Origin of the sequence: Nocardioides sambongensis, from assembly GCF_006494815.1 — a bacterium.
In the GTDB taxonomy this organism is placed as follows: domain Bacteria; phylum Actinomycetota; class Actinomycetes; order Propionibacteriales; family Nocardioidaceae; genus Nocardioides; species Nocardioides sambongensis.
On sequence record NZ_CP041091.1, the window covers coordinates 2,334,431 to 2,359,362 of the forward strand.

At 72.1% G+C, this 24,932-nt stretch carries 31 protein-coding genes, 1 tRNA gene and 1 pseudogene; 12 read left to right on the forward strand and 21 right to left on the reverse strand.

Annotated features, from left to right (window positions below):
- The first annotated feature begins 60 nt into the window (after window positions 1-60).
- Window positions 61-1,326: a uracil-xanthine permease family protein gene (locus FIV43_RS10935; RefSeq protein WP_141014153.1), complete on the forward strand. Its 1,266-nt coding sequence runs from the start codon at window positions 61-63 to the stop codon at window positions 1,324-1,326.
- A 28-nt stretch (window positions 1,327-1,354) separates the two neighbouring features.
- Here FIV43_RS10935 and FIV43_RS10940 read toward each other — a convergent pair whose 3' ends face one another.
- Entirely contained in the window at window positions 1,355-1,765 is a 411-nt protein-coding gene (locus FIV43_RS10940) for a DoxX family protein (protein ID WP_141014154.1), read from the reverse strand.
- A gap of 74 nt (window positions 1,766-1,839) precedes the next feature.
- Between FIV43_RS10940 and FIV43_RS10945 the strand changes: the two genes are divergently transcribed.
- Window positions 1,840-3,153, forward strand: coding sequence for a TIGR04338 family metallohydrolase (locus FIV43_RS10945; RefSeq protein WP_141014155.1), 1,314 nt, complete (start codon window positions 1,840-1,842; stop codon window positions 3,151-3,153).
- Between the two features lie 60 nt (window positions 3,154-3,213).
- Here the strand turns inward: FIV43_RS10945 and FIV43_RS10950 are convergent, their stop codons facing one another.
- The 3 genes from FIV43_RS10950 to FIV43_RS10955 are packed head-to-tail and all read right to left on the reverse strand — an operon-like array spanning window position 3,214 to window position 5,152.
- Window positions 3,214-4,197: a helix-turn-helix transcriptional regulator gene (locus FIV43_RS10950; protein ID WP_141014156.1), complete on the reverse strand. Its 984-nt coding sequence runs from the start codon at window positions 4,195-4,197 to the stop codon at window positions 3,214-3,216.
- Window positions 4,194-4,361 carry a hypothetical protein gene (locus tag FIV43_RS21005; protein WP_181407449.1) on the reverse strand — a complete coding sequence of 56 codons (168 nt, stop codon included), beginning with the start codon at window positions 4,359-4,361 and terminating at the stop codon, window positions 4,194-4,196. The genes FIV43_RS10950 and FIV43_RS21005 overlap by 4 nt, the downstream gene beginning before the upstream one ends.
- Complete coding sequence (locus FIV43_RS10955) at window positions 4,352-5,152, reverse strand: WYL domain-containing protein (protein ID WP_181407450.1); 801 nt, start codon at window positions 5,150-5,152, stop codon at window positions 4,352-4,354. The genes FIV43_RS21005 and FIV43_RS10955 overlap by 10 nt, the downstream gene beginning before the upstream one ends.
- A gap of 199 nt (window positions 5,153-5,351) precedes the next feature.
- Here FIV43_RS10955 and FIV43_RS10960 point away from each other — a divergent pair, with 199 nt between their 5' ends.
- Window positions 5,352-6,767, forward strand: coding sequence for a sulfatase-like hydrolase/transferase (locus FIV43_RS10960; protein ID WP_181407451.1), 1,416 nt, complete (start codon window positions 5,352-5,354; stop codon window positions 6,765-6,767).
- A complete protein-coding gene (locus tag FIV43_RS10965; RefSeq protein WP_141014158.1) occupies window positions 6,761-7,126 on the forward strand; it encodes a hypothetical protein in 366 nt (121 codons plus the stop codon). Before FIV43_RS10960 ends, FIV43_RS10965 begins: the two co-directional genes overlap by 7 nt.
- A 28-nt stretch (window positions 7,127-7,154) precedes the next feature.
- Here FIV43_RS10965 and FIV43_RS10970 read toward each other — a convergent pair whose 3' ends face one another.
- Genes FIV43_RS10970 through FIV43_RS10990 form a run of 6 tightly spaced genes read right to left on the reverse strand, consistent with a single transcriptional unit; the run spans window position 7,155 to window position 10,262 of the window.
- Entirely contained in the window at window positions 7,155-7,454 is a 300-nt protein-coding gene (locus FIV43_RS10970) for a GroES family chaperonin (RefSeq protein ID WP_141015883.1), read from the reverse strand.
- Window positions 7,455-7,510: 56 nt separating this feature from the next.
- Window positions 7,511-7,759, reverse strand: a complete 249-nt coding sequence (locus tag FIV43_RS10975; protein ID WP_141014159.1) for a DUF3618 domain-containing protein — start codon at window positions 7,757-7,759, stop codon at window positions 7,511-7,513.
- Entirely contained in the window at window positions 7,756-8,520 is a 765-nt protein-coding gene (locus FIV43_RS10980; RefSeq protein ID WP_141014160.1) for an energy-coupling factor ABC transporter ATP-binding protein, read from the reverse strand. Before FIV43_RS10980 ends, FIV43_RS10975 begins: the two co-directional genes overlap by 4 nt.
- On the reverse strand, window positions 8,517-9,215 hold the full coding sequence (gene cbiQ, locus FIV43_RS10985) for a cobalt ECF transporter T component CbiQ (RefSeq protein WP_141014161.1): 699 nt from the start codon (window positions 9,213-9,215) through the stop codon (window positions 8,517-8,519). The genes FIV43_RS10980 and cbiQ overlap by 4 nt, the downstream gene beginning before the upstream one ends.
- A 4-nt stretch (window positions 9,216-9,219) precedes the next feature.
- On the reverse strand, window positions 9,220-9,579 hold the full coding sequence (locus tag FIV43_RS21010) for a PDGLE domain-containing protein (RefSeq protein ID WP_181407452.1): 360 nt from the start codon (window positions 9,577-9,579) through the stop codon (window positions 9,220-9,222).
- Complete coding sequence (locus tag FIV43_RS10990) at window positions 9,576-10,262, reverse strand: energy-coupling factor ABC transporter permease (RefSeq protein ID WP_181407453.1); 687 nt, start codon at window positions 10,260-10,262, stop codon at window positions 9,576-9,578. Before FIV43_RS10990 ends, FIV43_RS21010 begins: the two co-directional genes overlap by 4 nt.
- A gap of 153 nt (window positions 10,263-10,415) precedes the next feature.
- Here FIV43_RS10990 and bcp point away from each other — a divergent pair, with 153 nt between their 5' ends.
- Entirely contained in the window at window positions 10,416-10,895 is a 480-nt protein-coding gene (gene bcp, locus FIV43_RS10995) for a thioredoxin-dependent thiol peroxidase (protein ID WP_181407454.1), read from the forward strand.
- Window positions 10,896-10,950: 55 nt separating this feature from the next.
- Window positions 10,951-11,031, forward strand: a tRNA-Leu gene (locus FIV43_RS11000).
- A 75-nt stretch (window positions 11,032-11,106) separates the two neighbouring features.
- Here FIV43_RS11000 and rdgB read toward each other — a convergent pair.
- Genes rdgB through FIV43_RS11020 form a run of 5 tightly spaced genes read right to left on the reverse strand, consistent with a single transcriptional unit; the run spans window position 11,107 to window position 14,207 of the window.
- A complete protein-coding gene (rdgB, locus tag FIV43_RS11005; RefSeq protein WP_141014162.1) occupies window positions 11,107-11,724 on the reverse strand; it encodes an RdgB/HAM1 family non-canonical purine NTP pyrophosphatase in 618 nt (205 codons plus the stop codon).
- 12 nt (window positions 11,725-11,736) lie between these two features.
- A complete protein-coding gene (rph, locus tag FIV43_RS11010; protein ID WP_141014163.1) occupies window positions 11,737-12,462 on the reverse strand; it encodes a ribonuclease PH in 726 nt (241 codons plus the stop codon).
- 34 nt (window positions 12,463-12,496) lie between these two features.
- Complete coding sequence (locus tag FIV43_RS11015) at window positions 12,497-13,300, reverse strand: ABC-2 transporter permease (RefSeq protein ID WP_141014164.1); 804 nt, start codon at window positions 13,298-13,300, stop codon at window positions 12,497-12,499.
- Window positions 13,297-13,446, reverse strand: a complete 150-nt coding sequence (locus FIV43_RS22365) for a hypothetical protein (protein ID WP_231123000.1) — start codon at window positions 13,444-13,446, stop codon at window positions 13,297-13,299. Before FIV43_RS22365 ends, FIV43_RS11015 begins: the two co-directional genes overlap by 4 nt.
- 2 nt (window positions 13,447-13,448) lie before the next feature.
- Entirely contained in the window at window positions 13,449-14,207 is a 759-nt protein-coding gene (locus tag FIV43_RS11020) for an ABC transporter ATP-binding protein (RefSeq protein WP_231123017.1), read from the reverse strand.
- Between the two features lie 131 nt (window positions 14,208-14,338).
- Between FIV43_RS11020 and FIV43_RS21460 the strand changes: the two genes are divergently transcribed.
- Window positions 14,339-15,493, forward strand: a complete 1,155-nt coding sequence (locus tag FIV43_RS21460; protein WP_231123019.1) for a sensor histidine kinase — start codon at window positions 14,339-14,341, stop codon at window positions 15,491-15,493.
- Between the two features lie 62 nt (window positions 15,494-15,555).
- Complete coding sequence (locus FIV43_RS21465; protein WP_407938898.1) at window positions 15,556-16,143, forward strand: response regulator; 588 nt, start codon at window positions 15,556-15,558, stop codon at window positions 16,141-16,143.
- Window positions 16,144-16,177: 34 nt separating this feature from the next.
- Here the strand turns inward: FIV43_RS21465 and FIV43_RS11030 are convergent, their stop codons facing one another.
- Both FIV43_RS11030 and murI read right to left on the reverse strand, forming a co-directional pair.
- The gene (locus tag FIV43_RS11030; protein ID WP_231123026.1) at window positions 16,178-16,966 is read right to left on the reverse strand and encodes an MBL fold metallo-hydrolase; all 789 of its coding nucleotides are present in this window, start codon (window positions 16,964-16,966) and stop codon (window positions 16,178-16,180) included.
- On the reverse strand, window positions 16,963-17,799 hold the full coding sequence (gene murI / locus FIV43_RS11035) for a glutamate racemase (protein ID WP_231123028.1): 837 nt from the start codon (window positions 17,797-17,799) through the stop codon (window positions 16,963-16,965). The genes FIV43_RS11030 and murI overlap by 4 nt, the downstream gene beginning before the upstream one ends.
- A 237-nt stretch (window positions 17,800-18,036) precedes the next feature.
- Between murI and FIV43_RS11040 the strand changes: the two genes are divergently transcribed.
- Window positions 18,037-18,936 carry an alkaline phosphatase family protein gene (locus FIV43_RS11040; protein WP_181407455.1) on the forward strand — a complete coding sequence of 300 codons (900 nt, stop codon included), beginning with the start codon at window positions 18,037-18,039 and terminating at the stop codon, window positions 18,934-18,936.
- Window positions 18,937-18,967: 31 nt separating this feature from the next.
- Here FIV43_RS11040 and FIV43_RS11045 read toward each other — a convergent pair whose 3' ends face one another.
- On the reverse strand, window positions 18,968-19,915 hold the full coding sequence (locus tag FIV43_RS11045; protein ID WP_141014166.1) for a PLP-dependent cysteine synthase family protein: 948 nt from the start codon (window positions 19,913-19,915) through the stop codon (window positions 18,968-18,970).
- An 89-nt stretch (window positions 19,916-20,004) separates the two neighbouring features.
- On the opposite strand from FIV43_RS11045, the pseudogene FIV43_RS22370 reads away from it, so the two are divergent.
- The 3 genes and pseudogenes from FIV43_RS22370 to FIV43_RS11065 form a co-directional block, all read left to right on the forward strand.
- Window positions 20,005-20,415: pseudogene (locus FIV43_RS22370) on the forward strand (ATP-binding cassette domain-containing protein); the annotation flags it as partial.
- A gap of 514 nt (window positions 20,416-20,929) precedes the next feature.
- Window positions 20,930-22,963, forward strand: coding sequence for a sensor histidine kinase (locus FIV43_RS21470; protein WP_196780767.1), 2,034 nt, complete (start codon window positions 20,930-20,932; stop codon window positions 22,961-22,963).
- Window positions 22,960-23,583, forward strand: a complete 624-nt coding sequence (locus FIV43_RS11065) for a response regulator (protein ID WP_141014168.1) — start codon at window positions 22,960-22,962, stop codon at window positions 23,581-23,583. Before FIV43_RS21470 ends, FIV43_RS11065 begins: the two co-directional genes overlap by 4 nt.
- On the opposite strand, the gene FIV43_RS11070 is transcribed toward FIV43_RS11065, so the two are convergent.
- The 3 genes from FIV43_RS11070 to FIV43_RS11080 are packed head-to-tail and all read right to left on the reverse strand — an operon-like array spanning window position 23,580 to window position 24,904.
- Window positions 23,580-24,137 carry an NYN domain-containing protein gene (locus FIV43_RS11070; RefSeq protein ID WP_196780768.1) on the reverse strand — a complete coding sequence of 186 codons (558 nt, stop codon included), beginning with the start codon at window positions 24,135-24,137 and terminating at the stop codon, window positions 23,580-23,582. The genes FIV43_RS11065 and FIV43_RS11070 overlap by 4 nt on opposite strands.
- A 24-nt stretch (window positions 24,138-24,161) precedes the next feature.
- Window positions 24,162-24,434, reverse strand: coding sequence for a MoaD/ThiS family protein (locus FIV43_RS11075; RefSeq protein ID WP_141014170.1), 273 nt, complete (start codon window positions 24,432-24,434; stop codon window positions 24,162-24,164).
- Window positions 24,434-24,904, reverse strand: coding sequence for a Mov34/MPN/PAD-1 family protein (locus tag FIV43_RS11080; protein WP_141014171.1), 471 nt, complete (start codon window positions 24,902-24,904; stop codon window positions 24,434-24,436). The genes FIV43_RS11075 and FIV43_RS11080 overlap by 1 nt, the downstream gene beginning before the upstream one ends.
- Window positions 24,905-24,932: the final 28 nt, after the last annotated feature.

The following is a 24,932-nucleotide window of genomic DNA, read 5'->3' on the forward strand; positions in this document are numbered from 1 at the left end:
GGCTCGCTAGAGTCGCCCGGGCGCCACGGACCCTCGTGACGCCCGGGAGGAGAGCACGTCATGTCCCAGAACTGGTCCTGGAAGCTGCACGGAGACGGGCGCAACGTCGCCACCGATGCGATCGTGGCGCCGACCGAGCGGCTGTCGTGGCCGCGGACGATCGGCTTCGGTGCCCAGCACGTGGTGGCGATGTTCGGCGCCACCTTCCTGGTGCCGCTGCTGACCGGCTTCCCACCGAGCACCACGCTCTTCTTCTCCGGCCTCGGCACGATGCTCTTCCTGGCGCTGAACCGGAACCGGCTCCCCTCCTACCTGGGCAGCTCGTTCGCGTTCATCGCGCCGATCCTGGCCGCGATGGGCGACCACGGCATGGGTGCCGCGCTCTTCGGCATCCTGGTCACCGGTGCGTTGCTCGCCGTGGTGGGCGGGATCGTGGTGGCCACCGGGACCGGGTGGATCGACGTGCTGATGCCGCCGGTCGTGACCGGCGCGATCGTCGCGCTGATCGGCTTCAACCTCGGCGGTGCCGCCACCGCCAACTATGCGGCCAGCCCGTGGATCGCGACGCTGACCCTGGTCACCATCTGCGTCGTCGCGGCCGGCCTCCGGGGCATGGCCGCCCGCCTCTCCATCCTGATCGGCGTCGTCGTCGGCTACGTCGCCACCGCGCTGGCCGGCGACCTCGACTTCGACGCGGTGCGCTCCGCCGACTGGATCGGGCTGCCCGAGTTCTCCTCTCCCACGGTGACCTGGTCGGTGGTCCCGATGTTCCTGCCGGTGGTGCTGGTGCTGATCGCCGAGAACGTCGGCCACGTCCGCTCCGTCGCCCACCTGGTCGGTGACGACTCCATCAACGACCGCACGGGGACGGCCCTGATCGCTGACGGCGTCGCCACCGGCCTGGCCGGCTTGGGCGGGGGCTCGCCGACCACGACCTACGGCGAGAACATCGGCGTGATGACCGCGACCCGGGTCTTCTCCACCGCCGCCTACTGGGTGGCCGGCGCGATCGCGATCCTGCTCAGCCTCTCCCCCAAGTTCGGTGCGCTGCTGAACACCGTGCCGGCCGGCGTGCTGGGCGGCGTCACGGTCGCCCTCTACGGCCTGATCGGCCTGATCGGTGTGAAGATCTGGGTCGACAACCGGGTCGACTTCTCCCGCCCGGCCAACCAGTTCCCCGCCGCGGCCGCGCTGATCATCGGGATCGGCGACCTGACCCTGCACGCCGGGGAGATGACCTTCACCGGGATCACCCTGGGGACCGTGGCCGCGATCGTGCTCTACCACGGCATGGCACTGCTGGAGCGGGCGCGCGGCGAGGAGTGACGCTGCCGCCGATCGGGCTCGACCCGGCTCAGCCCGCGGCGTCGGTCCTCCGGTCGCCGCGGGAGCCGATCCAGCCACCGGCCCACAGGGCCAGCAGCACCAGGACCGGCTGGAAGAAGAGCCGGACGAGCCGCTTGGTGTCGGTGTCCAGACCGAACGCGTCGGTGCCCTCGACGTACTGCGCGATGTTGCCCGGGAAGATCGCGATGAAGAACAGCGCCAGCAGCATGCCGACGGTCCGACGGTGCCTCGGCAGCGCGAGGAACGCCGCGCCGAGTCCGATCTCGGCGACGCCGGAGGCGACGACGACGAAGTCCTTGTCGAGCGGGAACCAGTCCGGGACCTGCGCCTGGAACTCGTCGCGGGCGACGGTGAGGTGGGTGATGCCGGCGAGGGTCATCACGGAGCCGAGGGCGATCCGGGCGAGAGTGGCGGCCATGCCGGGAACGCTAGTCCTTGTGGACAACCCGTGACGAGGGTGAACCTGTCGGGGGCACCCGGCAGACTCGCCCCATGAGCACCGACCCGGACCGCCCAGCCGTCTACACCGCCGAGGACCAGGTCGCCGGCTGGCTGGACACCCTGGGGCCCGGCCACGAGGAGATCACGGTGGACGGCCGCTCCTTCCGCCCCGAGACCGAGCCGCGCTTCACCGACCCGGACGCCGTCGGGCGCTACGTCGACCAGGTGCTCGCCCACCTCACCTCCCACGACAAGCGGTACGACGGACGCGAGCGGGTCCCGGCCCACGTCCGGGCGCGGCGTGGACCGCGCGCGGCCACCTACACCTTCGAGGACGCGACGATCGCGGTGCCGCCGTTCGCTCACGGCGGCCGCTGGGCGCTGCGTGGGCTGGTCGTGCTGCACGAGGTGGCCCACCACCTGCACGGGGAGCCGGGACACGGGCCGGCGTTCCGGGCGACCTTCCTGCGCCTGCTGGAGGACCTCGGTCAGCCGGTGCTGGCCGAGCTGCTGCAGCACGCCTACGCGGAGGAGGGACTGGGCCAGGTGACCCACACGGTCGACGACGGCACCCTGGCGAAGATCGCCAAGCTGCTGCGGCAGGCCGAGGGCACCCGCAACGAGCACGAGCAGGCCGCCTTCCTGGCCAAGGCCCAGGGCCTGGCCACCCGCCACTCGATCGCCCTCGCGCTGGCCCGCGCGCACACCGCCCGCGCGGAGCGGACCGATCGTCCGGTGGCGGAGAACTACCGGATCGGAGAGCCGGGCAAGCGGGGTCTTGCCCGCTATGTGCGGCTGCTGGTCAACATCGCCCACCCCAACGACCTGCGATGCACGATCAGCCACGACTCGACCGCGGTCACCCTCTACGGTTTCGCCGCCGACATCGAGGTCACCAAGGCGCTCTACGAGTCGCTCCTGGTCCAGATGGTGGCGGACTGCGAGCGCTACCTGGCCTCCGGGCACCGCGAGCCGGTCCGCACCTGGGACAAGCAGCGGCGGCGGTGGCGCACCAAGCCGGTGGCCACGATCACCGCACGCCTCGCGTTCTACGAGGCCTACGCGTTGCGGATCGGGCAGCGTCTCGAGTCCGCCCGCCAGGACGCGATCGCCGAGGCGACGGCGAGCCCGACCGCCGAGCCGGTCGCCACCTCCACCGAGACCGCGCTCGCCCTGCGCCAGAAGGAGGTGGCGGTGCACGACTACTTCGCCGAGGCCCTGCGCCGCAACCGGATCCGGAGCACGTGGCGCGGCGACCGGCGCTCCTCGATGGACATCGCCCCCGGCGCGGCCGGGGAGGGTCGGCGCGCGGCCGGCCGGGCACGCCTGGACGGCGGATCCGAGGAGCGCCGGTTGAGCAGCTGACCGCGCCCGATCGGCTCTCGCCCGATCAGCTCCAGCCCGGTCAGCTCCGATCAGCTCCGATCAGCTGGTGTGGTGCAGCAGGAGCTCCTCGGCCAGCACCGCGCCGGCGGAGTCGAGCGCCGCCGGCTCCACCACGAACGCGTCCTCCCCGGCCGCCAGCAGCAGCAGGCCCACCCGGTGCTCCAGCGGCGGCAGCAGGTCGACATCGAGCTCGACCGACTCCTCGTCGTCGCTGACCACGGTGACCTCCTCGGCGTAGAAGTCCGCCGCCCAGCGGCCCGCCTGCGGCAGGCACACCCGCACCCGTTCGGTCCGCCGCATCTGTTCGAGCAGCTCGGCCGCGCCGGCCGGCACCGTGAACCCCCGGTCCAGCACCTCGACCTCGCGGACGTTGGAGAGCAGGTAGGTGCGCAGCGAGCCGTCCTCGGCGGGCGGACCCGCGTCGACCTCCCACCCGCGGCGGGTCTGCACCAGCCGGTAGGGCTCGATCTCCCGCTCGGAGACGCCCTGGCGCCACGCCCGGGAGTAGACGATCCGGGCCGCTCGACGCTGGTCGAGCGCCTCCTGCAGCAACGGCAGCGGCCGGTTCCAGTCGGGCCGGCCGGGGTCGGCCCCGGGGGTGCCGAGCATCGTCTCGGTCAGCACGCCGATGGCGTCGATCAGGTCGGCGTTGTCCGGCTCGATGTCCAGCAACGAGGTGGCCGCCGAGTGGACCAGCGCGAGCTCCGCGGCGTCGACGTACTCGACGCCGAGCTCGCCGTGCTCCTCCACGAACCGGACCACCTCGGCCTCGGTCGGGTCGGCGTCGTCACCGTCGGGCCCGAGGAACTCCAGCACGTCGGGCCGGGTCAGGCCCAGCAGCCACTCGGCGCTCACGTCGGCGGTGTAGAACGCCAGCAGGTCGTCGCGCAGCTCGGCGGCCGGGATCCCCAGGTCCGCGGCCAGGTCGTCGAGGCGCAGCCCGTCCGGGTGCACGGCGAGCCGCTCGAAGACCCGCGGCAGCCGGGCGATGCGGGCGGCGTACTTGGGGACGTTGGCGCTCACCTGCCCACCTCCTCCTCGACCGAGGTGTGACCGGCAGCCCGGGCCAGCGCGGTCACCACCTCACGGCGGACGTCCTCGGGCCCTTCGATCCAGACCCGGCGGCCCAGCTCGTTGAGGCGTGCCCGCAGGGCCTCCCGGTTGGTCACCCGGTAGGTCAGCAGCACCTGGTCACCCTCCGCCGCGGTCGTCGACTCGGGGTCCCGAGCCAGCGTCGCACGTCGGGCTCGTAGGCCCGATCGGCCCGCAGCACCACCTGCACCGGTGGGTCGATCTCCCAGGTCATCGGGTGCAGCCCGGTGTGCCGCACCGAGGGCACCGCTCCGGCCGAACCCGGCTCGCCCGCGTCGACGGCACTCATCCGGGCGACCACGAAGGCCTTGACCGGCCCGCCGGCCTCGACCGCGGCGTCCTCGAGACCCCGCAGGTACCAGGTGCCGTTCTGGCTGCGCAGCGACTCCGGGTGCACCACCCGGGCGGTGCCCTTGTAGCCGAACCGGAGCACGGCCCGGTCGCGGACCGCCCGGATCACCGTCGACAGTGCCGACCCGGCCCCGTCCCGCACCGCGGGCACGGTGGCCGCGACGTCCTTGGGCCGTGCGTCGGCGGGCAGACCGAGCCGGCTGACCAGGTCGTCACGGTCGGCGAGCAGCACGGCGCGGCGCAACTGGGTCTGCTGGGCCGGGCTCAGCCGCAGACGCAGCCGGTTGTCGACCGTGGTCATCGCATAGACGGCGTCGTCGCCGGACTCGGCGATGTTGTCGATTTGCCAGCCCTGGTTGGTCAGGTGCCGCAGCTCGCGGCTGAGCTGGCTGGCAGGGTCGGCGCCCTCGAATCCGGCCAACCGCAGGAGGCGGTCGCGGTGGACACCGGCAGGCCCGGCAGCGGCGAGCACCGCCGCGATCCGCACCAGTCGCTCCATCGGACCCCGCTGGTCGCGGCCCGGCCCCTTCGCCACGTCGCTCCCCCTCCTCGTCGCCGTCAACCTGGCTTGCGGCCCCCGCGGCGAGTCGCGCGGCGCCGGGACCAGTATCGCTGGCCGGGGCACCCTCCCCGCGCAGCCACTCCACAGCCAGCGCGTCGGGGCGGCGGTCCCCCCACCACCGGACCCCACCCTAGTGCGCCGTCCCTGGGACGGCCTGCCTACAGTGTTCGGCGTGCTGGGCCCGTGCCGTGGAAAGTTCCGGCCGTCGACCCACCGGGCTCGTGCGGCTCTGCTGGGCATGCTCGCCCTCGCCCTGCTGCTGAGCTCCTGCTCGCTGATCTCCGACGGCGGCTTCGGCGAGCAGGCGGGCGGAGACGCCGGCACCACGTCGGCCGACCCGGACGCCCTGAACATCGTCGAGATCGTCGCCGACGACATGCGCTTCGACGACCTGCGCTACGCGCCGAACCTGCGGCGGCTGGTCGCCGAGCAGGGCGTGTCGATGCGCAACGGCTTCTCCTCCTACCCGCTGTGCTGCCCGGCGCGGGCCTCGTTCTTCAGTGGACTGGAGACGCACAACCACGGCGTGTACGACATCAAGCGCCCCACCGGCTACCGCGCGTTCGACGACTCCACCAGCATCGCCACCTCGCTGAAGGACCGGGGCTACACCACCGGGCTGGTCGGGAAGTATCTCAACGGCTACGGCAACCACCGGCCGCTGCAGCTGGTCCGCGAGGCGGAGGAGGCGGGCGACGACGGGCCGATCCCGATGTCGCAGTACTTCGTGCCGAACGGCTGGGACGAGTGGCAGGCGGCGGTGACCGGGGTCAACTGCGACCCGGCCTGCGGCGACGCCTACAGCTACTTCAGCTATGCCTACTCCGACAACGGCACGCCCACCGCCGCCGGCTGGCAGACCTACTCGACGACCCTGATCGGCGACCAGTCGGTCGATCTCGCCCACTCCTTCCACGAGCAGCGCGAGGAGACCGGCGCCCCCTTCTTCCTCTCGGTGAACCACATCGCCCCGCACAACGACCTGAGTCGCAAGCGGGTGGACACGGTCTACTTCCGCAACCCGCAGGGCGTCCGCCGCAAGCTCGGTACGCCGACCGCGCCCGACTGGGCGATGAAGCTGCCGATCGTGCGGTCCATCGACCGCCCCCTGGGCGTGCGGCGCAACGGCACCGGAGAGTCCGACCTGAGCGACAAGCCGGGACGCCTCTCCATCGGCCGGCCCACCAACCCCTCGGCGCGTCGCGCGCAGGTGCGGCTGGCCCGCGCCCGGGCGGCCTCGATCGTGGTGATGGACCGTCAGATCAAGCGTCTGGTCGAACAGCTGCAGGCGGACGGCGAGTGGGACCGCACGGTGCTCGCCTTCTGGTCCGACAACGGGTTCTTCCAGGGCGAGCACGGCCGGATGGACGGCAAGGTCGACCCCTACGAACCCGCGCTACGGGTGCCGATGATGTTCACCGGGCCGGGCCTGCGCGACGGCAGCACCCGCGACGACCCGATGACCGTCACCGACCTGACCGCCACCCTGCTCGACATCGCGGACGCCGAGCCTCCGCACGCCCCCGACGGAGCCTCGATGCTGCCGGTGCTGACCGGGAGCGACCGGGGTGGAGCAACGGCGTGCTGACCGAGGCCGGGGTGAACCCGGTCTCCCCGGGCCGGATCGAGGCGTTCCGGGGTGACCCGCGCACCAGTGCCGGCGTCCGCACCGCGCGCTACCTCTACCTGCGCCACCGCAGCGGAGAGCTCGAGATCTACGACAACTGGCGCGACCCGCAGCAGTGGGACAACCTCGCCGTCGACCGGCAGTGGATGCGGAGCAACACCGACGTGGTGAGCGCGCTGCACCAGGCGTGGCTCACCATCAAGGACTGCGCCGGGAGCGGCTGCGAGCAGCCGCTGCCGGAGATCCTGCAGGTTGACGCGGCCGACAACACCGAGCAGACCCAGCGCTTCTACGACTACTTCGAGCGCTACTACTACTGAGACCGGTCCCGGACGGTGCCGGAGCCGGTCAGAGGTAGAGGCCGGCCGCCTCGTCGGCGAGCCGCTGGGCGGCGACGGCGTGGACGTCCCGCTCGCGCATCACCACGTAGGTCTCCCCGGAGACCTCGACCTCCGCCTTCTCCGCCGGGTCGTAGAGGACCTTGTCGCCGGCCTCCACGGCCCGGGCGTGCGGCCCGACGGCGACCACCCGCGACCAGGCGAGGCGTCGTCCGCCCATCGCCGCGGTCGCCGGGATCACGATCCCGCCGGAGGAGCGACGCTCACCGGCCTCGCTGTCGACCTCGCAGAGGATGCGGTCGTGCAGCATCTTGATCGGGGTCTTGTCGGCCCCTGCCACGCTCTGAGCCACGTCCGCGCGTCGCCTCAGCCGGCGATCTTGCGGACGAGCACCACCAGGGCGATCACGCCCACCACGCCACCGACGGTCTTCAAGATGTTGTCGGTGCGCGGCTCCCCCGTCACCGGGTCCACGTAGTGCGCCTTCACCTGGGCGATCTCACGACTCACGATCGTCTTGGGGTGCGAGCGGTAGAGGAGCTGGTCGATGGTCCCGGCGAGTCGCTCGCGGGTCTCTTCGATCTCACGCTCGATGTCGGAAGGCTGGTTGCTCACTCCTGCAGGTTATCAACGCGGGTCGGCACGAAGCCGAACGGGAGTTCCAACCGGTGGGCACGCATCAGCTCGGCGTCGGTGAGCACGTCGTACGTCGTGCCGTCGGCGACCACCCTGCCCTCGCTCAGCACCACCGCGCGCGGGCACAGCTCGAGGGCGTAGGGAAGGTCGTGGGTGACCATCAGCACGGTGACCTCCAGGCTCCGGAGGATGTCGGCCAGCTCCCGCCGCGACGCCGGGTCCAGGTTGGAGGACGGCTCGTCGAGGACCAGCACCTCCGGCTGCATCGCGAGCACCGTGGCCACCGCCACCCGGCGCCGCTGACCGAAGGAGAGGTGGTGCGGCGGACGGTCGGCGAAGTCGGCCATCCCGACCATCTCCAGCGCCTCCATCACCCGCTGCTGGAGCGCCGCCCCCTTCAGCCCGAGGTTGGCCGGGCCGAACGCGACGTCGGCGCGCACCGAGCCGAGGAAGAGCTGGTCGTCGGGGTCCTGGAACACGATGCCGACCCGCCGCCGGATCTCCAGCAGGTGCGGCTTGCGCACCGGCAGCCCGCTCACCGACACCGACCCGGCGCCGCGTCCGGCCTCGGCGGTCAGGATGCCGTTCAGGTGCAGCACCAGGGTGGTCTTGCCGGCTCCGTTCGGGCCGAGCAGCGCGACCCGCTCGCCGGCGTGCACGTGCAGGTCCACGCCGAACAGTGCCTGGTGTCCGTCGGGGTAGGCGAACGCCAGGTCGCGGACGTCGAGGACCGGGGTCATCGCGGCGCCCGGCGCAGCTCGTCGGGCAGGCTGCCGTCGTACCCGCGCGACAGCATCGCGAGGTGGACCCGCTCCCCCCGTTCGTAGGAACGGACGAAGAGGGCGCCCAGGGTGCGGCCCAGCGCCGGCCACTGGCGTGGCGAGCGGGGGTCGACGCCACGCGATCGCATGGCCGTCATCATCCTCCCCAGGTCGGCGCTGACCACATCGAGGTAGCGGATCATGAAGCCCATGATCTGCACGATCAGGTGGGGCATCCGGAGGCGCTGCAACCCGATCAGCACCTCGTCGGGCTCGGTGGTGGCGGCGAGGGTGAGCGAGGCGAGGACGCCGAGCGTCCCCTTCGCGGCCAGGCCGAAGGCGGCGACCAGGCCCGGCTGGGAGACCGTCACCGCCTCCCAACCGAAGAGCGGCACCCGCGGCCCCTCGGCCACGAACGGCACGAGTGCCGCGAAGAGCAGGAACGGCACCTCGATCACGGCGCGCTTGAGCAGGTAGCCCAGCGGTATCCGCGCCGCCACCACCACTGCGAGTATCACCAGCAGGTAGCCGGCGTAGGCGGCGTACCAGGTGCGCGGGGTCGCCACCACCACCAGTACGAAGGCGAGCAGCGCCAGGATCTTCAGGTGCGCCGGCGCGCGGTGCAGGAAGGAGTGACCGTGGTAGTAGAGCCGGTGGCCGTGCCCGGCGCCCACGCCCTCAGTCCTCGGTCGGCGGATCGTCCGCCCGCGGACCGGTACGACGCCGCAGCACCCAGAACAGACCGGACCCGAGCAGCAGCACGATGACCACCCCGGCCACCCCGGCGATCCCGCCGCTGAGCCGCTCGTCGTCGACACCGTCGGTCGCGTAGTCCGCGAAGGGGCTGTCGGCGACGTGGGAGTCCTCGGCGGTGTCGAGGAAACCCGTCTTCTCCGCGACGAACTCCAGTCCGTCGGGGTGCGCGCTGGCGTAGAAGCTGCCCACCCCGGCGACCAGCAGCGCGAGCAGGACTCCGATCACCAGGAAGCGACGGTGGCCGCGCTGCCGCTCGGGGCGGACCTCGGTGGAGGCGCTCATCGGGCCACCGCCCCGGTGATCAGGGGGCGGGCGCTGACGATGCCGCGGGCGCCGTAGACCAGGTCCGGGCGCGAGGCCACGACCGCGCTGACCACCAGTCCGGTGATCACCGCCTCGCCCAGTCCGATCACGGTGTGCCAGCCGAGCATCGCGGTCAGTACCTTGGCGGTCGCGATGTCGGCGGTGCCCCCGATCGCGAACAGCAGGGTGAAGACCGTCGCCGCGGCCGGCACCGAGATCAGCGCTCCGATCGCGGCCGCGATCGGCACCGACGGCAGTCGTTGCGGCAGCACGGCGAGGACCAGGCGGAAGACGGCGTATCCGACGAAGACGCCGACGAAGGCCATCAGGGTGATGTTGGTGCCGAGCGCCGTGAGACCGCCGTCGGCCATGAAGAGGGCTTGGACCAGGAGCACCACGCTGACGCAGAGCGCCCCCGTCCACGGTCCGACGAGCACGGCGGCGAGCGCACCGCCGAGCAGGTGACCGCTGGTGCCGGCGCCGACCGGGAAGTTCATCATCTGGCCGGCGAAGATGAAGGCGGCGACCAGGCCCGCCATCGGGGCGGTGCGGTCGTCGAGCTCGTTGCGTGCCTTGCGCAGCGCGATGCCGACGCCGACGACCGCGACCGCACCGGTGGCGATCGAGGTGGGGGCGTCGAGGAAGCCGTCAGGCACGTGCATGGCCACTCCTGTGGTGGGTGCCGGGAGGTGTCGGCGCCTCGGGGCGGGTGTAGTTGGATGGGGTCGACCCCGTCCGCGAGCCTATTGCGAAGCCGTTGCAACAACAACTGCCAGTCGCTCGACGGATGCCCACCCGACCTGACTGGAGATGCCATGAGCGCTCGCCTCGCCGCCGGCGACACCGCCCCCGACTTCACGCTCCCCGACGACCGGGGCAACCAGGTGTCGCTCGCCGACGCCCGGGCCGAGGGCAAGGTGATCGTCTACTTCTACCCCGCCGCGATGACGCCCGGGTGCACCAAGCAGGCCTGTGACTTCACCGACTCGCTCGAGTCGTTGCGGGCCGCGGGCTACACGGTGCTCGGGATCTCCAAGGACACCCCGGCCAAGCTCGCCAAGTTCCGTGAGCGCGACGGGCTGACCATCCCGCTGCTCTCCGACCCCGAGCTGGAGGTGCACCGGGCGTTCGGCGCGTTCGGCGAGAAGAAGCTCTACGGGAAGGTCGTCGAGGGCGTCATCCGCTCCACCTTCGTGGTCGACTCCGACGGCACGGTGGAGCTGGCGCAGTACAACGTGAAGGCCACGGGCCACGTCGCCAAGCTGCGCCGCGACCTGGGGCTGGACGCCGGCTGATCCGGGCCCGGCAGGGCTGGGATGATGTCCCCGGACGGGCGCTGCTCGTCCGATCGCCGGAGTGGTGGAACGGCAGACACGCAGGTTTTAGGTACCTGTGCCTCAGGGCGTGCGGGTTCGACTCCCGCCTTCGGCACCCTCTCCCGACCCCGTCGGTCCCGACCCCGACCCGTCGGTCTCCCGGACTAAGGGTCGGGCCGGTCCCGACCGGTCAGCCGAGCAGCGCCGCGACCTGCGGCGCGATCTCGCGCAACGCCCGGCCGCGGTGCGAGATCGCGTCCTTCTCCTCGCGGGCGAGCTCGGCGGTGGTGACGTCCGGGCGCTCGTCGGCGACGAACAGCACGTCGTAGCCGAAGCCGCCGGCGCCGCGGACCTCGCGGACCACCGCGCCGTCCATCCGCCCCTCGACCACCAGCTCGTGACCGTCGGGGCGGACGAAGGCCACCGCGCAGACGAAGTGCGCGCCTCGGCGCTCGTCGGGGACGTCGGCCAGCTGAGCGAGCAGCAGCTCGTTGTTGCGGGCATCGGACTTCGGCGGGCCGCTCCACCGCGCGGAGAGCACTCCGGGCATTCCGTTCAACGCGTCGACGCAGAGGCCGGAGTCGTCCGCGATCGCCGGCAGGCCGGTGGCCGCGACCGACGCGCGGGCCTTGAGCAGCGCGTTGCCGGCGAAGGTCGGCTCGTCCTCGACCGGCTCGTCGAAGGGGGTCACGTCGTCCAGACCCAGCACCGTCACCGACGGCAGGTGCTGCACCAGGATGCGGTGCATCTCCTCGAGCTTCTTCGCGTTGCGGGTGGCCACCACCACGCGCGGGCTGTCGGTGCTCATCCCGGTCCCGCCTCAGCCGGCGGCGGGCGCGGCCAGCGCCTCGGCCTGCAGCCGGGTGAGGTCGGCACAGCCCCGCTCGGCCAACCCGAGCAGGGCGTCCAGCTCCGAGCGGTCGAACGCCGCCCCCTCGGCGGTGCCCTGCACCTCGACGAACCTGCCGTCGCCGGTCATCACCACGTTCATGTCGGTCTCGGCACGCACGTCCTCGACGTAGGGGAGGTCCAGGCGCGGAACGCCGTCGATGATCCCGACGCTGACCGCGGCCACCGAGCCGGTCAGCGCCTTCGGCACACCCAGGGTGGCGCAGGCGTCGGCCAGCGCGACGTACGCCCCGGTGATCGCGGCGGTGCGGGTCCCGCCATCGGCCTGCAGCACGTCGCAGTCGATCTGGATGGTGTTCTCCCCGAGCGCGGCGTCGTCGATGACCGCCCGCAGCGAGCGACCGATCAGCCGGCTGATCTCGTGGGTGCGGCCGCCGATGCGGCCCTTCACCGACTCCCGCGCCGAGCGGGTGTTCGTCGCGGCCGGCAGCATCGCGTACTCGGCGGTGACCCAGCCCAGGCCGGAGCCCTTCCGCCACCGCGGGACGCCCTCGGACGCCGATGCCGCGCACAGCACCCGGGTGCGACCGAACTCGACCAGCACCGAGCCGGCCGGGTGGTCCAGCCAGTTCCGGGTGATGGTGATGCTGCGCAGCTCGTCGTCGGCGCGGCCGTCCTCGCGGGGAGTTGTCGTCATGACACCGCAAGTTACCGGTCCGCGCCGACGAGCCTCACTTCACCTCGGCGCGCAGGATCCGGTAGAGACCGCCGGCCAGCGGGAGGCCGATCCAGATCACGCCCGAGACCAGCAGCTTGGCCCACTCCTCGCCGGTGTTCAGCTCCCAGTCGACCAGCGGCTGCAGTGCCGCCTGGAAGTTGAACCACTCGAGCAGGTCGCCCAGCCAGTCGCGCAGCGAGCCGACCGCGAACAGCACCGTGGGGACGATGTACCAATAGATGAAGAAGACCACGATCGCCGCCGGGGTGTTCAGCAGCAGCGCCCCGAACGCGAAGCCCAGCGCCATGGTCAGCAGCTGCGAGACCAGGAATGCGATCGCCAGCTTGGCGTCGAAGTCCCACTCGGTCAGCTCGGGCTGGACGAGCTCGCAGATCCCGGTGCCGACCACGCCGATCACCAGCATCGCGACCATGGTGAGCGCCGCGTAGACCGCGGAGACGGCGAGCTTGGCGCCGACCACCCGGGAGCGGCGCGGTTCGAGGGCGAAGCTGACCATCGCGCTGCGCTGGGACCACTCGCTGGTCACCAGCAGGATCGCGAGCACCGGCAGCAGCAGCGAGGTGATCCCACCGGCGGTGTAGGCGAAGTCGCTCCACAGGATCGACGTCTCCTGGACCAGCGTGGCGATCAGGATGAAGCCCTCGACCAGCGCCACCAGGATGCCGATCGTGGCCAGCAGCCAGAATCCGGCGCGGGTGTCGTAGGACTTGCGGAACTCGACCCGGACCTGGCGCCAGAACGGGATCGGCGCGGTGCCCGAGACGTCCAGGTGCAGCGGGGGTGCGGTGGTGCTCATGCCGGGGCTCCGATCTGGTCGCGCTGGTTGGAGGAGGTGAGCTCGAGGAAGAGGTCCTCGAGGTTGGCGCCGCCGTCGCGCAGGTCGGTCAGCACCACCTGCGCGGAGAGCGCCGTCCGGCCGACCTGCTCCGGCGTCGCCGACACCTTCAGCCCGCCGCCCGCGGGGTGACGGGGTGACCCGCCGCCTCCAGGGCGGCGCTCAGCGCCGCGTTGTCGAGCGAGGTCACCAACGTGCTGGCCGTGCCGACCCGCGAGGCCATCAGCGAGGCCCGGTCACCCTGCGCGACGATCCGGCCGTTGCCGATCAGGATCATCTCGTCCGCGATCAGCTCCACCTCGTGCAGCAGGTGACTGGAGAGCAGCACGGTGCCGCCGCGGTCGGCGTACCCCTTCAGCAGGCCGCGCATCCACCGGATGCCCGCCGGGTCCAGGCCGTTGGCCGGCTCGTCGAGGATCAGCACCGACGGGTCGCCCAGCAGGGCGTGGGCGATGCCGAGCCGCTGCTTCATGCCGAGGGAGTAGTTGCGCAGCCGGCGCTTGGCCTCGCTCTTGGTGAGGCCGACCAGCTCCAGCATCTGGTCGACCCGGGACGACGGCAGCCCCATCGTGGTGGCACCGAGCGCCAGGATCTCGCGGCCGGTGCGGCCGGCGTGCTGTGCCGAGGCGTCCAGCAGCACGCCCACGTGACGTCCCGGGTTCGGGATGTGGCGGAAGTCGTGCCCGCCGATCGTGACCTGGCCGCGGGTGGGCAGGGTGAGGCCCACCATCACCCGCATCGTGGTGGTCTTCCCGGCGCCGTTGGGACCCAGGAAGCCGGTGACACGGCCCGGTTGGCAGGTGAAGCTGACATCGTCCACGGCGGTGAACCCGCCGTAGGTCTTGGTGAGGTGATCGACCTGGATCATGCCCCTAGCCTGCCCGACGCCCCTGCGCCACGCACGGGACCCTGGGCGACGCCGCGCCGACGAAAGTAGGGGGTGGTCCCGGACCGCGGGCGCTGTCCGGCCCCTGCCGAGGGTGCCTAGGCTGCTGACTCGTGACCCGCACCGACGCCCCGTGGCAGCCACGGCTGCACTGGTGGAGCCATCTGTGGCGGTACCTGCTGTGCCTGGTGATCGGGATGTCCACCTGGCTGCCGGTGATGGAGGCGCAGGCCGAGCGGCGGCCGGGTCTGTTCTGGCTGGACATCGCGGTGGCGGTACTGGCCGGGGTGCTGGTGTGGTTCCGGCGACGCCGGCCCCTCGCCATCGCCGTGGCGCTGTGCCTGCTCACCCCGTTCACCTCGCTCGGCGCGGGCTTCATCGCGCTGGGCAGCATCTCGCTGGCCACCCGCCGGGTGTGGTGGGAGCTGGTCGTGGTGGCGGTGCTGAACATGGCCGGCACCGTCGGGTACTACGCGGTGCAGCCGGTCACCGAGGCGGAGCCGATCTGGCTGCTCGCCGTGTTCACCGTGCTGATGGTCGCGGCCAGCCTGGCCTTCGGCATGTTCATCGGCTCCCGCCGCGAGCTGGTCTGGACCTTGGAGGAGCGGGCGCGGACCGCGGAGGCCGAGCGGGACCGCCGGGCGGCGCAGGCCCGCTCCGGCGAGCGGACCCGGATCGCCCGCGAGATGCACGACGTGCTCGCGCACCGGATCTCCCAGATCTCGATGCACGCCGGCGCGCTGACCTACCGCGAGGACCTCTCCGCGGCGGAGATGCGCGCGAGCGCCACGGTGATCCAGCAGAAGGCGCACGAGGCGCTGACCGACCTGCGCGAGGTGCTCGGGGTGCTGCGCGACGACAGCGGGGCGCTGTCCGGGCCGCAGCCCACCTACGCCGACGTCGCGGACCTGGTGGAGGCCGCCCGGGCCGCCGGCGCCAGCATCCGGTACGACGCGCGCGTCGCCGATGCCGACCGGATGCCCGAGCAGGTCGGGCGGACCGTCTTCCGCGTGGTCCAGGAGGGCATCACCAACGCGACCAAGCACGCACCGGGAGCGACGCTGCGGATCACCGTCGACGGGGACGAGGTGGACGGCGTCACGGTGCTGCTGCGCAACCCGGTCGGGTTCGGCCCCACCCGCACCCCGGGCAGCGGCCTGGGCCTGGTCGGGCTGACCGAGCGCGCCGAGGTGAGCGGGGGCAGCCTGCGGCACGGCACCACCGACGCGGGCTTCGAGCTGCGCGCCTGGCTACCGTGGTCCGCGTGAGCTCCCCGATCCGAATCCTGATCGTCGACGACGACCCGCTGGTCCGCTCGGCACTGGCGCTGATGCTCGGTGGACAGCCGGACCTCGAGGTGGTCGGCGAGGCCGTCGACGGCCGGGACGGGCTCGACCAGGCCCGGTCGCTGAGCCCGCACGTGGTGCTGATGGACATCCGGATGCCGCGGATGGACGGGCTGAGCGCGGCCTCGGCGCTGCTGGCGGACCCGCAACCGCCCAAGCTGATCGTGCTGACCACCTTCGACGCCGACGAGCACGTCGTCTCCGCGCTCCGCGCCGGCGCCGCCGGCTTCCTGCTCAAGGACACCCCGCCGCCGGAGATCGTGGCCTCGATCCGCAAGGTGGTCGACGGCGAGCCGATGCTCTCCCCCTCGGTGACCCGGCGCCTGATCGAGCGTCTCAACGACCCCTCCCAGGGCCGCACCGCCCGGGCCCGGGCGCGGCTGGCCGGGCTGACCGAGCGTGAGCGCGAGGTGGCCGGCGCGGTGGGACGCGGCCTGAGCAACGCCGAGATCGCGGCCGAGCTGCACCTCTCGGTGCCGACGGTGAAGGCGCACGTCTCCCGCCTCTTCGACAAGCTGGGCGCGACCAACCGGGTGCAGATCGCGATCTGCGTGCACGACGCAGGAGCGTGACCACGAGCGCTGTGGCGGCAGCCGTCGCGTCAGCTCACAGGTCGTAGACGGCGCCGGCCGCGGCCAGCTCGCACGGGCCGTCGAAGGCGGAGACCGCCTCGGCGAAGATGCCCTCCGCCTCGTGCCACGGGGGCACGTGGGTCACCACCAGGCGTCGTACCCCGGCCTTGGTGGCGGCCTCCCCCGCCTCGACGCCGGTCAGGTGCAGGTTCGGCGGGTTGTCGTCGCCGTCGCGGAAGGACGCCTCGCAGAGGAACAGGTCGGCGTCCGCGGCGATGTCGAGCAGCGCCGGCGTGGGGCCGGTGTCGCCGGAGTAGGACACCACCTTGCCGTGGGCGGAGACCCGCATCGCCCAGGCCGGCACCGGGTGGTCCACCTCGGCGGCCTCGACGGTGAACGGGCCGACGGTGAACGGCTCGGCGGAGAACGTGCGGAACTCGAACTCCTCGCGCATGCCCGGCTTGCGGGGCAGGTCGTAGGCGCGGGCCAGCCGGCGCGCGGTGCCCTTCGGACCCCACACCGGGATCCGGGGCTGCTGACCGCTCGGGTGGTACTTCCGCAGTACGTAGTAGCTGGTCATGTCGACGCAGTGGTCGGCGTGCAGGTGGCTGAGCAGCACCGCGTCGATGGCGAGCGGATCGACGTAGCGCTGCAGCGCGCCGAGCGCTCCGTTGCCGAGGTCGAGCACCAGGCTCCACACCCGCGACGGGTCGTCCGGGTCGCGGGTCTGCACCAGATAGCTGCTCGCCGGCGAGCCCGGCCCCGGGTAGGAACCCGAGCAGCCGACCACCGTCACCCGCATCCCGCCGACCGGCACGTTCATGCAAGACCTCCTGCGTACTGCCCCGCCGCGACGAGCTCCGAGCCGAGGAAGCGGCGACCGATGGTGGCGAACTCCGCCGGGGAGCCCGTGGTGGTGAAGGAGTGGGTCGGCTCCCCGCCGGGCCGCATCAGGCCCCGGTCGGCGAGCACGTGGTAGAGCGACTTCGCACTCTCCTCCGCGCTGCTCACCAAGGTGACTCCCTCCCCCATCACGTAGGAGATCACGCCGGTGAGCAGGGGGTAGTGGGTGCAGCCCAGGATCAGCGTGTCGATGTCCAGCTCGATCAGCGGGTCCAGGTACTCGTGCGCGATCGCGAGCAGCTCGTCGCCGCCGGTGACGCCCTCCTCCACGAAGTCGACGAAGCGCGGGCAGGCGCGGGTGGTCAGGTCCAGGTGGGGTGCGGCGGCGAGGGCGTCCTCGTAGGCCATCGACTCGGCGGTCGCCCGGGTGCAGATCACCCCGACCCGGCCGTTGCGGGTGGCGGCGACGGCGCGGCGGGCGGCCGGCAGGATCACCTCGACCACCGGGACGTCGTACCTCTCCCGGGCGTCGCGGAGCATCGCGGCGCTGGCGGAGTTGCAGGCGATGACCAGCGCCTTCACGCCCTGCGCGACGAGGTGGTCGAGACACTCGAGCGCATACTCGCGCACCTCGGCGATCTTCTTCGGGCCGTACGGCTGCCGGGCGGTGTCTCCGAGGTAGGTGATCGACTCGTGCGGCAGCTGGTCGATCACCGACCGGGCCACGGTCAGCCCACCGAATCCCGAGTCGAAGATGCCGATCGGCGCATCGACGATCTCGTCGGCCACGGCGTCGGGGTCCTGCTGCTGCACCGTCCCACCCTAGAACGTCCGGGCGGCGACCGGTCGGATTCAGGACGCAGGTCACGTCCGGCTGGCCAAGCCCTAGGCTGCCGGTGTGACCACATCGGCCGCTCCGGTCCGGGCCGTCGTCGCCGCCCTCGCGGTGGTGCTGCTCACCCCCCTCGCCGCCTGTACGACGTCCGCCAGCGCGCCCCGGACGCGGAGCGTGACCGCGGCCGGCGCGACCGGCGCGGCCCCGAGGGCCGCGTGCTGGCGATCTCTGTCGACGGGCTGAACCCGACCGCGCTGCGGCGGCTGGGCCGGTCGCGCACGCCGGCCCTGCACCGACTGCTGCGCAACGGCGCGGCGACCACCAACGCGCGCACCCAGGTGGAGAGCACCTCGACGCTGCCCAACCACACCAGCATGGTGACCGGTCGCCGGGTCGCCGCCGCCCGCGGTGGGCACGGCGTCACCTGGAACACCGACCGGCCCGGCACCACCGTCGAGAAGGCCAGCGGCGACCCGCGGGTCGGCTCGGTCTTCTCCGTGGTGCACGCGGCCGGGGGCCGCAACGCGGTGTTCGCGGCGAAGTCGAAGTTCAGCCTGTTCTCCCGCTCCTGGCCGGCCGCGGTGGACCGTGAGGTGATCCGGCACGGGAAGGACCGGCAGGTGGCCCGCGCACTGCGCCGCGACCTCGCCCGCCGCACGCGGGCGTTCACCTTCTGGCACCTCGGCATGGTCGACCGGGCCGGCCACGCCCGCGGCTGGATGAGCCGTCCCTACCTGCGCGCGGTCCGGCGGGCCGACACGATGATCGGCTCCGTGCTGCGGGTGCTGCGCAAGCGGCAGATCACCGACCTGCGGATCGTGCTCACCGCGGACCACGGTGGACGGCCGGGCACCCGGCACCACGAGGCGATCCGCAACCGGCACAACTACCGGGTGCCGTTCGTCGTCTGGGGCCCCGGCGTCGACGCGGTACGGCTCTATCGGGCCAACCCGGACCGGCGCCGTGACCCGCGGACGCGGCGTCCCCGGTTCCGCGGACGCCAGCCGGTCCGCAACGGGGAGCTGGCCAACGTCGCTCTCGACCTGCTCGGACTCGGCCCGGTGCCGCGCAGCCGGTGGGACCGGCGGCAGGACCTGCGCTGGGTCGACCGGTGAGGTCAGCGGGCCGGGTCGCCCCGTCGGCGGGTCACGCCCAGAGCTGGCCCTCGAGGCGGTCCTCCGCCTCGTCGATGGTGCCCTCGTAGGCGCCGGTGGAGAGGTACTTCCAGCCACCGTCGGCGACCACGAACGCGATGTCCGCGCTCTCCCCGGCCTTGACCGCCTTGGCGGCCTGGCCGAGCGCGGCGTGCAGGATCGCGCCGGTGGAGATGCCGGCGAAGATGCCCTCGAGCTCGAGCAGCTCGCGCACCCGGCGGACGGCGTCGCGCGGACCGACCGAGAAGCGGCTGTCGATCAGGCTGGCGTCGTACAGCTCGGGGACGAAGCCCTCGTCGAGGTTGCGCAGCCCGTAGACGAGCTCACCGTAGCGGGGCTCGGCGGCCACGATCCTGACGTCGGGCCGGGCGCCGCGGAAGTAGCGGGAGACGCCCATCAGCGTGCCGGTGGTGCCGAGCCCGGCGACGAAGTGGGTGATCGAGGGCAGGTCGGCCAGCAGCTCCGGTCCGGTGCCCTCCTCGTGGGCGAGGGCGTTCGCGGCGTTGCCGTACTGGTAGAGCATCACCCAGTCCGGGTGCTCGGCGGCGACCTGCTTGGCCACCCGGACGGCCTCGTTGGATCCGCCGGCGGCGGGCGAGGAGATGATCTCCGCGCCCCACATCCGCAGCAGCTGACGACGTTCCTCGGAGGTGTTCTCCGGCATCACGCAGACGATCCGGTAGCCCTTGAGCTTGGCCGCCATCGCCAACGAGATGCCGGTGTTGCCCGAGGTCGGCTCGAGGATCGTGCAGCCGGGACGCAGCGTGCCGTCCTTCTCCGCCTCCTCGATCATCTTCAGGGCCGGACGGTCCTTGATCGAGCCGGTCGGGTTGCGGTCCTCGAGCTTCGCCCAGATCCGCACGTCCGGCGTGGGCGACAGCCGGGGCAGACCGACCAGCGGCGTGCCGCCGACGGAGCTGAGCAGGTTGTCGAAGCGCATGCCTCCAGTCTCGCATCCGCCGATCGGATGATGCTCTTCGTGGCTTCCTGCCCGATGTGCGAGACGACCGGGCCCGACACGATGGGCTCATGACACAGACAGCGGTGGTCGTCGACGGACTGCGCAAGTCCTACGGCGACAAGGTGGCCGTCGACGAGGTGAGCTTCACCGTCGAGACCGGCGAGATCTTCGGCATCCTCGGTCCCAACGGCGCCGGCAAGACGACCACGGTCGAGCTGATCGCGGGCCTGCGCACCGGCGACGCCGGGAGCGTCCGGGTGCACGGCCTCGACCCGTGGCGGCAGCGCGGTGCGGTCTCGCGGGTGCTGGGGATCCAGCTCCAGGAGAGCAAGCTGCAGGAGAAGATCACCGTGCGGGAGGCGCTGCAGCTGTGGTCCTCCTTCTACGACGACCCGGCGCCCTGGTCGCCGCTCGCCGAACGACTCGGGCTGACCGACCACCTCGATCGCCGCTTCGGCAAGCTCAGCGGCGGCCAGCAGCAGCGTCTGTCGATCGCGCTGGCCCTCGTCGGGGACCCAAGGGTGGCCATCCTCGACGAGCTGAGCACCGGGTTGGACCCCCGCGCGCGCCGCGACGTCTGGCAGATCGTCCGCGACCTGCGTGATGCAGGCGTGACGGTGCTGCTGGTCACCCACGGGATGGACGAGGCGCAGGAGCTGTGCGACCGGATCGCGATCGTGCAGGACGGCCGGCTGCGGGCACTCGACACGCCCGACGGCCTGATCCGCGCCACCACGGCCGCCACCGTCACCTCCTTCCGCGCCGACCGGCCGGTGGATCTCGCCTCCCTGCGTGAGGTGGACGGCGTGACCCAGGTCCGCAGCGACTCCGGCCGCATCGTCGTGGAAGGCGTGGAGGGAACGGCATGGGGGGCGATCACGACCCTGCGTCGCCTCGACGTCACGCCCCGCGACCTCCGTGTCGTCGACGGCACGCTCGACACCGCCTACCTCAACCTGACCGACCACCTCCAGCCCGCCCCGAGGAGACCCGATGACCTCCGCCACCACCGCGTTGATCCGTTCGGAGACCCGGCTCTTCCTCCGCGAGCCGATCTCGGTCTTCTGGGTGACCGCGTTCCCACCGCTGCTGCTCCTCGGGCTGGGACTGGTGCCCTCCTTCCGCGAGCCCAGCGACGACCTGGGCGGCCAGTCCGTGCTCCAGCTCTACGTCCCCACGATGGTGCTGTTCTCGATGATCGTGGTCGGCGCGCAGGCGATGCCCGAGGTGATGGTCGGCTACCGGCAGCGGCGCATCCTGCGACGCCTGCAGACCACGCCGGTCGGTCCCGCCCGTCTGCTCCTCGCCCACGTCGTCGCCCACGCGGCCGCCGTCGTGGTCGCCACCGTGCTCTGCCTGCTGATCGGCCGGATCGCCTACGACGCCCCGTTGCCGCGGGACCTGGTCGGGTACCTCGTCGCCTATCTGCTGGCCCTCGCCGCGATGATGGCCACCGGTGCCGCGATCACGGCGCTCTCGCCGACGACGTCGGTCGCCAACGTGCTCGGGATGGTCGTGATGTTCACCTCGATGTTCACGGCCGGAGTGTGGATCGCGGTGCAGGCGATGCCGGAGACGCTGCGTGAGATCGTCATCCGCACCCCGATGGGGCGGCCACCGAGGCACTCAACCGGGCCGCCGTCGGCGAGTTCCCCCCGCTGGACCACCTGGCCACGATGCTGGCCTGGACGCTCCTGCTCGGGTTCGTCGCGGTGCGCAGGTTCCGCTGGGAGTGAGAGGCTGCAGCCGATGAGCCCAGCAGCGAACCCAGCACCGAGCCCGGTCACGGGCCCGGTGGAGTCCTTCGAGGAGCGGTGGGGGCAGATGTTCGCCCGCATCCCCTACGTCGTGCTCGCGGTCGCCGCGGTGGTCGCGCTCCTGACCGGGCCCCACACCGGCGCCACCTCGCCCGGGTGGAGGCTCACGGCCCAGCTCGTCGTCCTCGTGGCGACCCTCGCCTGCCTGGCCTGGGGCACGTGGCTCGGTCGCCGCGACGCGAGCCGTCGCGAGGGCATCGCCTTCTACGTCGTCCGCACCGCACTGGCCCTCCTGCTCACACTGCTCAACCCGCTGTTCTGCCTCTTCGGCTGGATCGGGTTCCTCGACGCCGACGAGCACTTCCGGGGCCGGGCCGTCTGGGGTGCGCTCGGGGCGTGCTCGGTGATCCTGGCGCTGGGCCAGTCGGGCGGGCTCCCGTTCGACTCGTTCGGTCACACCGCCCTCTTCGTGATCCTCGTCGGGGTCAACTTCGGCCTCTCCGCATCGATGAGCCGGTGGGCGACCTGGATGACCGCGACCAGCGACCAGCGGGCCGAGATGATCACCGAGCTGGAGCGCCTCAACGCAGAGCTCGAGCAGACCGCGGCCGAGAACGTCGCCCTGCACGCGACCGTCGTCGAGCAGGCCCGCGCGGCCGGCATGCAGGAGGAGCGCCAACGGCTCGCCCGGGAGATCCACGACGGGATCGCGCAGTCCCTGGCCGCGGTGCTCAGCCAACTGCAGGCCGCCCAGGACGATGCCGACCCGCGCGGCCGGATCAGCCGGGCCACCGAACTCGCGCGTGAGGCCCTCACCGAAGCGAGACGGTCGATGCTGGACCTCTCCCCTGCCCCGCTGACCGATCACGACCTGGCCGACGCCATGACCGGGTTGGTCGACTCGTGGGCGGCCGACCAGGCCGCGCGGGCCGACGTCGTGATCACCGGGGAGGTACGACCGCTGCATCCGGAGGTGGAGGCCACCGTCCTCAGGATCACCCAGGAAGCACTGTCGAACGTCGCCAAGCACGCCGGCGCCGGCCGGGTCGGCGTGACGCTCACCTACGACGACACCGAGGTCATCCTCGACGTGCGCGACGACGGGGTCGGTTTCGACCCCGTCGCCGCGGCGCCGCCGACCTCGTTCGGGCTCCGCGGCATGCGGCAGCGCACCGAGCGACTGGCCGGTGCGCTCGAGCTGGAGACCCGTCCGGGCGGGGGCACCGCTGTGTCCGCCCGTCTCCCGGCACTCGGGGCGGGAGCGGCGTGATCAGAATCCTGGTGGTCGACGACCATCCCGTGGTCCGCGACGGGGTGGTCGGCCGACTCGCGGCCGAACCGGACTTCGAGGTTGTCGGCGAGGCCGACAACGGACCGGAGGCTGTGCGCCGAACCGCCGCCCTGGACCCGGACGTCGTGGTGATGGACCTCCGGATGCCGGGTGGGGGCGGCGTCGAGGCGGTGCGAGCGATGAAACGCCGGCGGTTGCGAGCGGCGGTGCTGGTGCTGACGACGTACGACACCGATGCGGACATGGTGGCCGCGATCGAGGCCGGCGCCGCCGGCTACCTGCTCAAGGACGCGCCGGCCCAGACCCTGGTCGAGGCGGTCCGGGCGACCGCGGCCGGGGAGACGGTGCTGTCGCCGGCGGTGGCGACCCGGCTGGCGTCCCACGTTCGGGCGCCACGGCGCAGCGCGCGGCTCAGCGCCCGGGAGCGGGAGGTGCTCGTGCTGGTGGCGCGCGGCCGACCCAACCGGGAGATCGCCGAGGAGCTCTTCGTCAGCGAGGCGACGGTGAAGACCCATCTCGCCCACATCTACGACAAGCTCGGCGCCGCGGACCGGGCGGCCGCGGTGGCCACCGCCTACGAGCTCGGCATCCTGGGCTAACGCAGGAAGCGCTCCGGGTCGAACTCGTCGATCGGGATGATCCGCACCCGCGGCAGCGGCTGGTTGAAGGCGTGGACGTCGTCCTCGAGGTCGAACAGCGGGATGCCGAGTCCGGTGAGCTGGGTGCTGGTGTACTCGCGGAGCGCGAGCACCCCCAGTCGGCGTCCCTCACCGGCCAGCGCGGAGAGCTGCGGCACGAAGTCGGCGTCGTGGCTGGCCAGCATCACGTCGGCGTCCTCGTGCCCCAGCAGCGCCTCCAGGGTGCGCTGGATGCCGAGGTCGACGACCTTCTCGTCCGGTCCGCCGCTGAGCGGCACCGGGCGGTAGCCCATCGCCAGGAGGGCCTGCACGAACGACGTCGGCAGACTGCCGCTGGTCGCGTTCAGGAAGAACAGCCCGGTGACCGGCTGGCCCCAGGTCCGCTCGGCGAAGGAGGTCACCCGCTCCCAGCGGGGTCGCTCCTCCGGGGCCGGTCGCCGGCCGAGCAGGGAGTTGCCGAGGGTGGCGTCGATGTTCTCGCCGTCGACGAGGACGAAGGTACGACGCTCACCCACCACGATGCCTCCCGACGGTCCGGCTCAGCCGCCGGCGACGGCCGGCAGGATGACGACCTGGTCGCCGTCGGAGAGCTCGGCGTCGAGGCTGCCCAGGAAGCGGACGTCCTCGTCGTTGATGTAGATGTTGACGAAGCGGCGCAGGTCCCCGCCCTCGATGAGGCGCTCCTTGATGCCGGGGTGGTTCGCCTCGAGGGAGTCGATCAGCCCACTCAGGCTGTCGCCCTCACCCGACACGGCCTTCTCGCCGCCGGTGTAGGTACGCAGGATGGTCGGGATCCGGACCTCGATGGCCATCAGGACTCGCTCCTCGGGTTGTCGCTCGGGGTGACGGTGTCGACGACCTCCACCGGTTCCTCGGTGACCTCGCCGTCGACGATTCTGTAGGACCTGAACTCCACAGCGCCGTCGTTATTCCCCCCGGCCCCGTCGAAGGAGTCACGTGTGCTGACCAGCACATAGTGCGCCCCGGGCTCGCCGGCGAGCTTGATGTCGGTGACGCTCGGGTAGGCCTCGGTCGCGGTGTGCGAGTGGTAGATCACCACCGGCTCCTCGTCCCGGTCGTCCATCTCCTTGTAGAGCTCCAGCAGATCGGTGGAGTCGTACTCGTAGAAGGTCGGGCTGCCGGCGGCGTTCACCATCTCGACGAGCCGCTCGGGACGGCCGGTGCCGATCGGTCCGACGACCATGCCGCACGCCTCCACCGGGTGGTCCCGCTTGGCGTGCGCGACGATGGCGTCGACGAATGACTGATCGATCCTCAACACGCGTCTCACCCTAGGCCGTCGCCGCGCG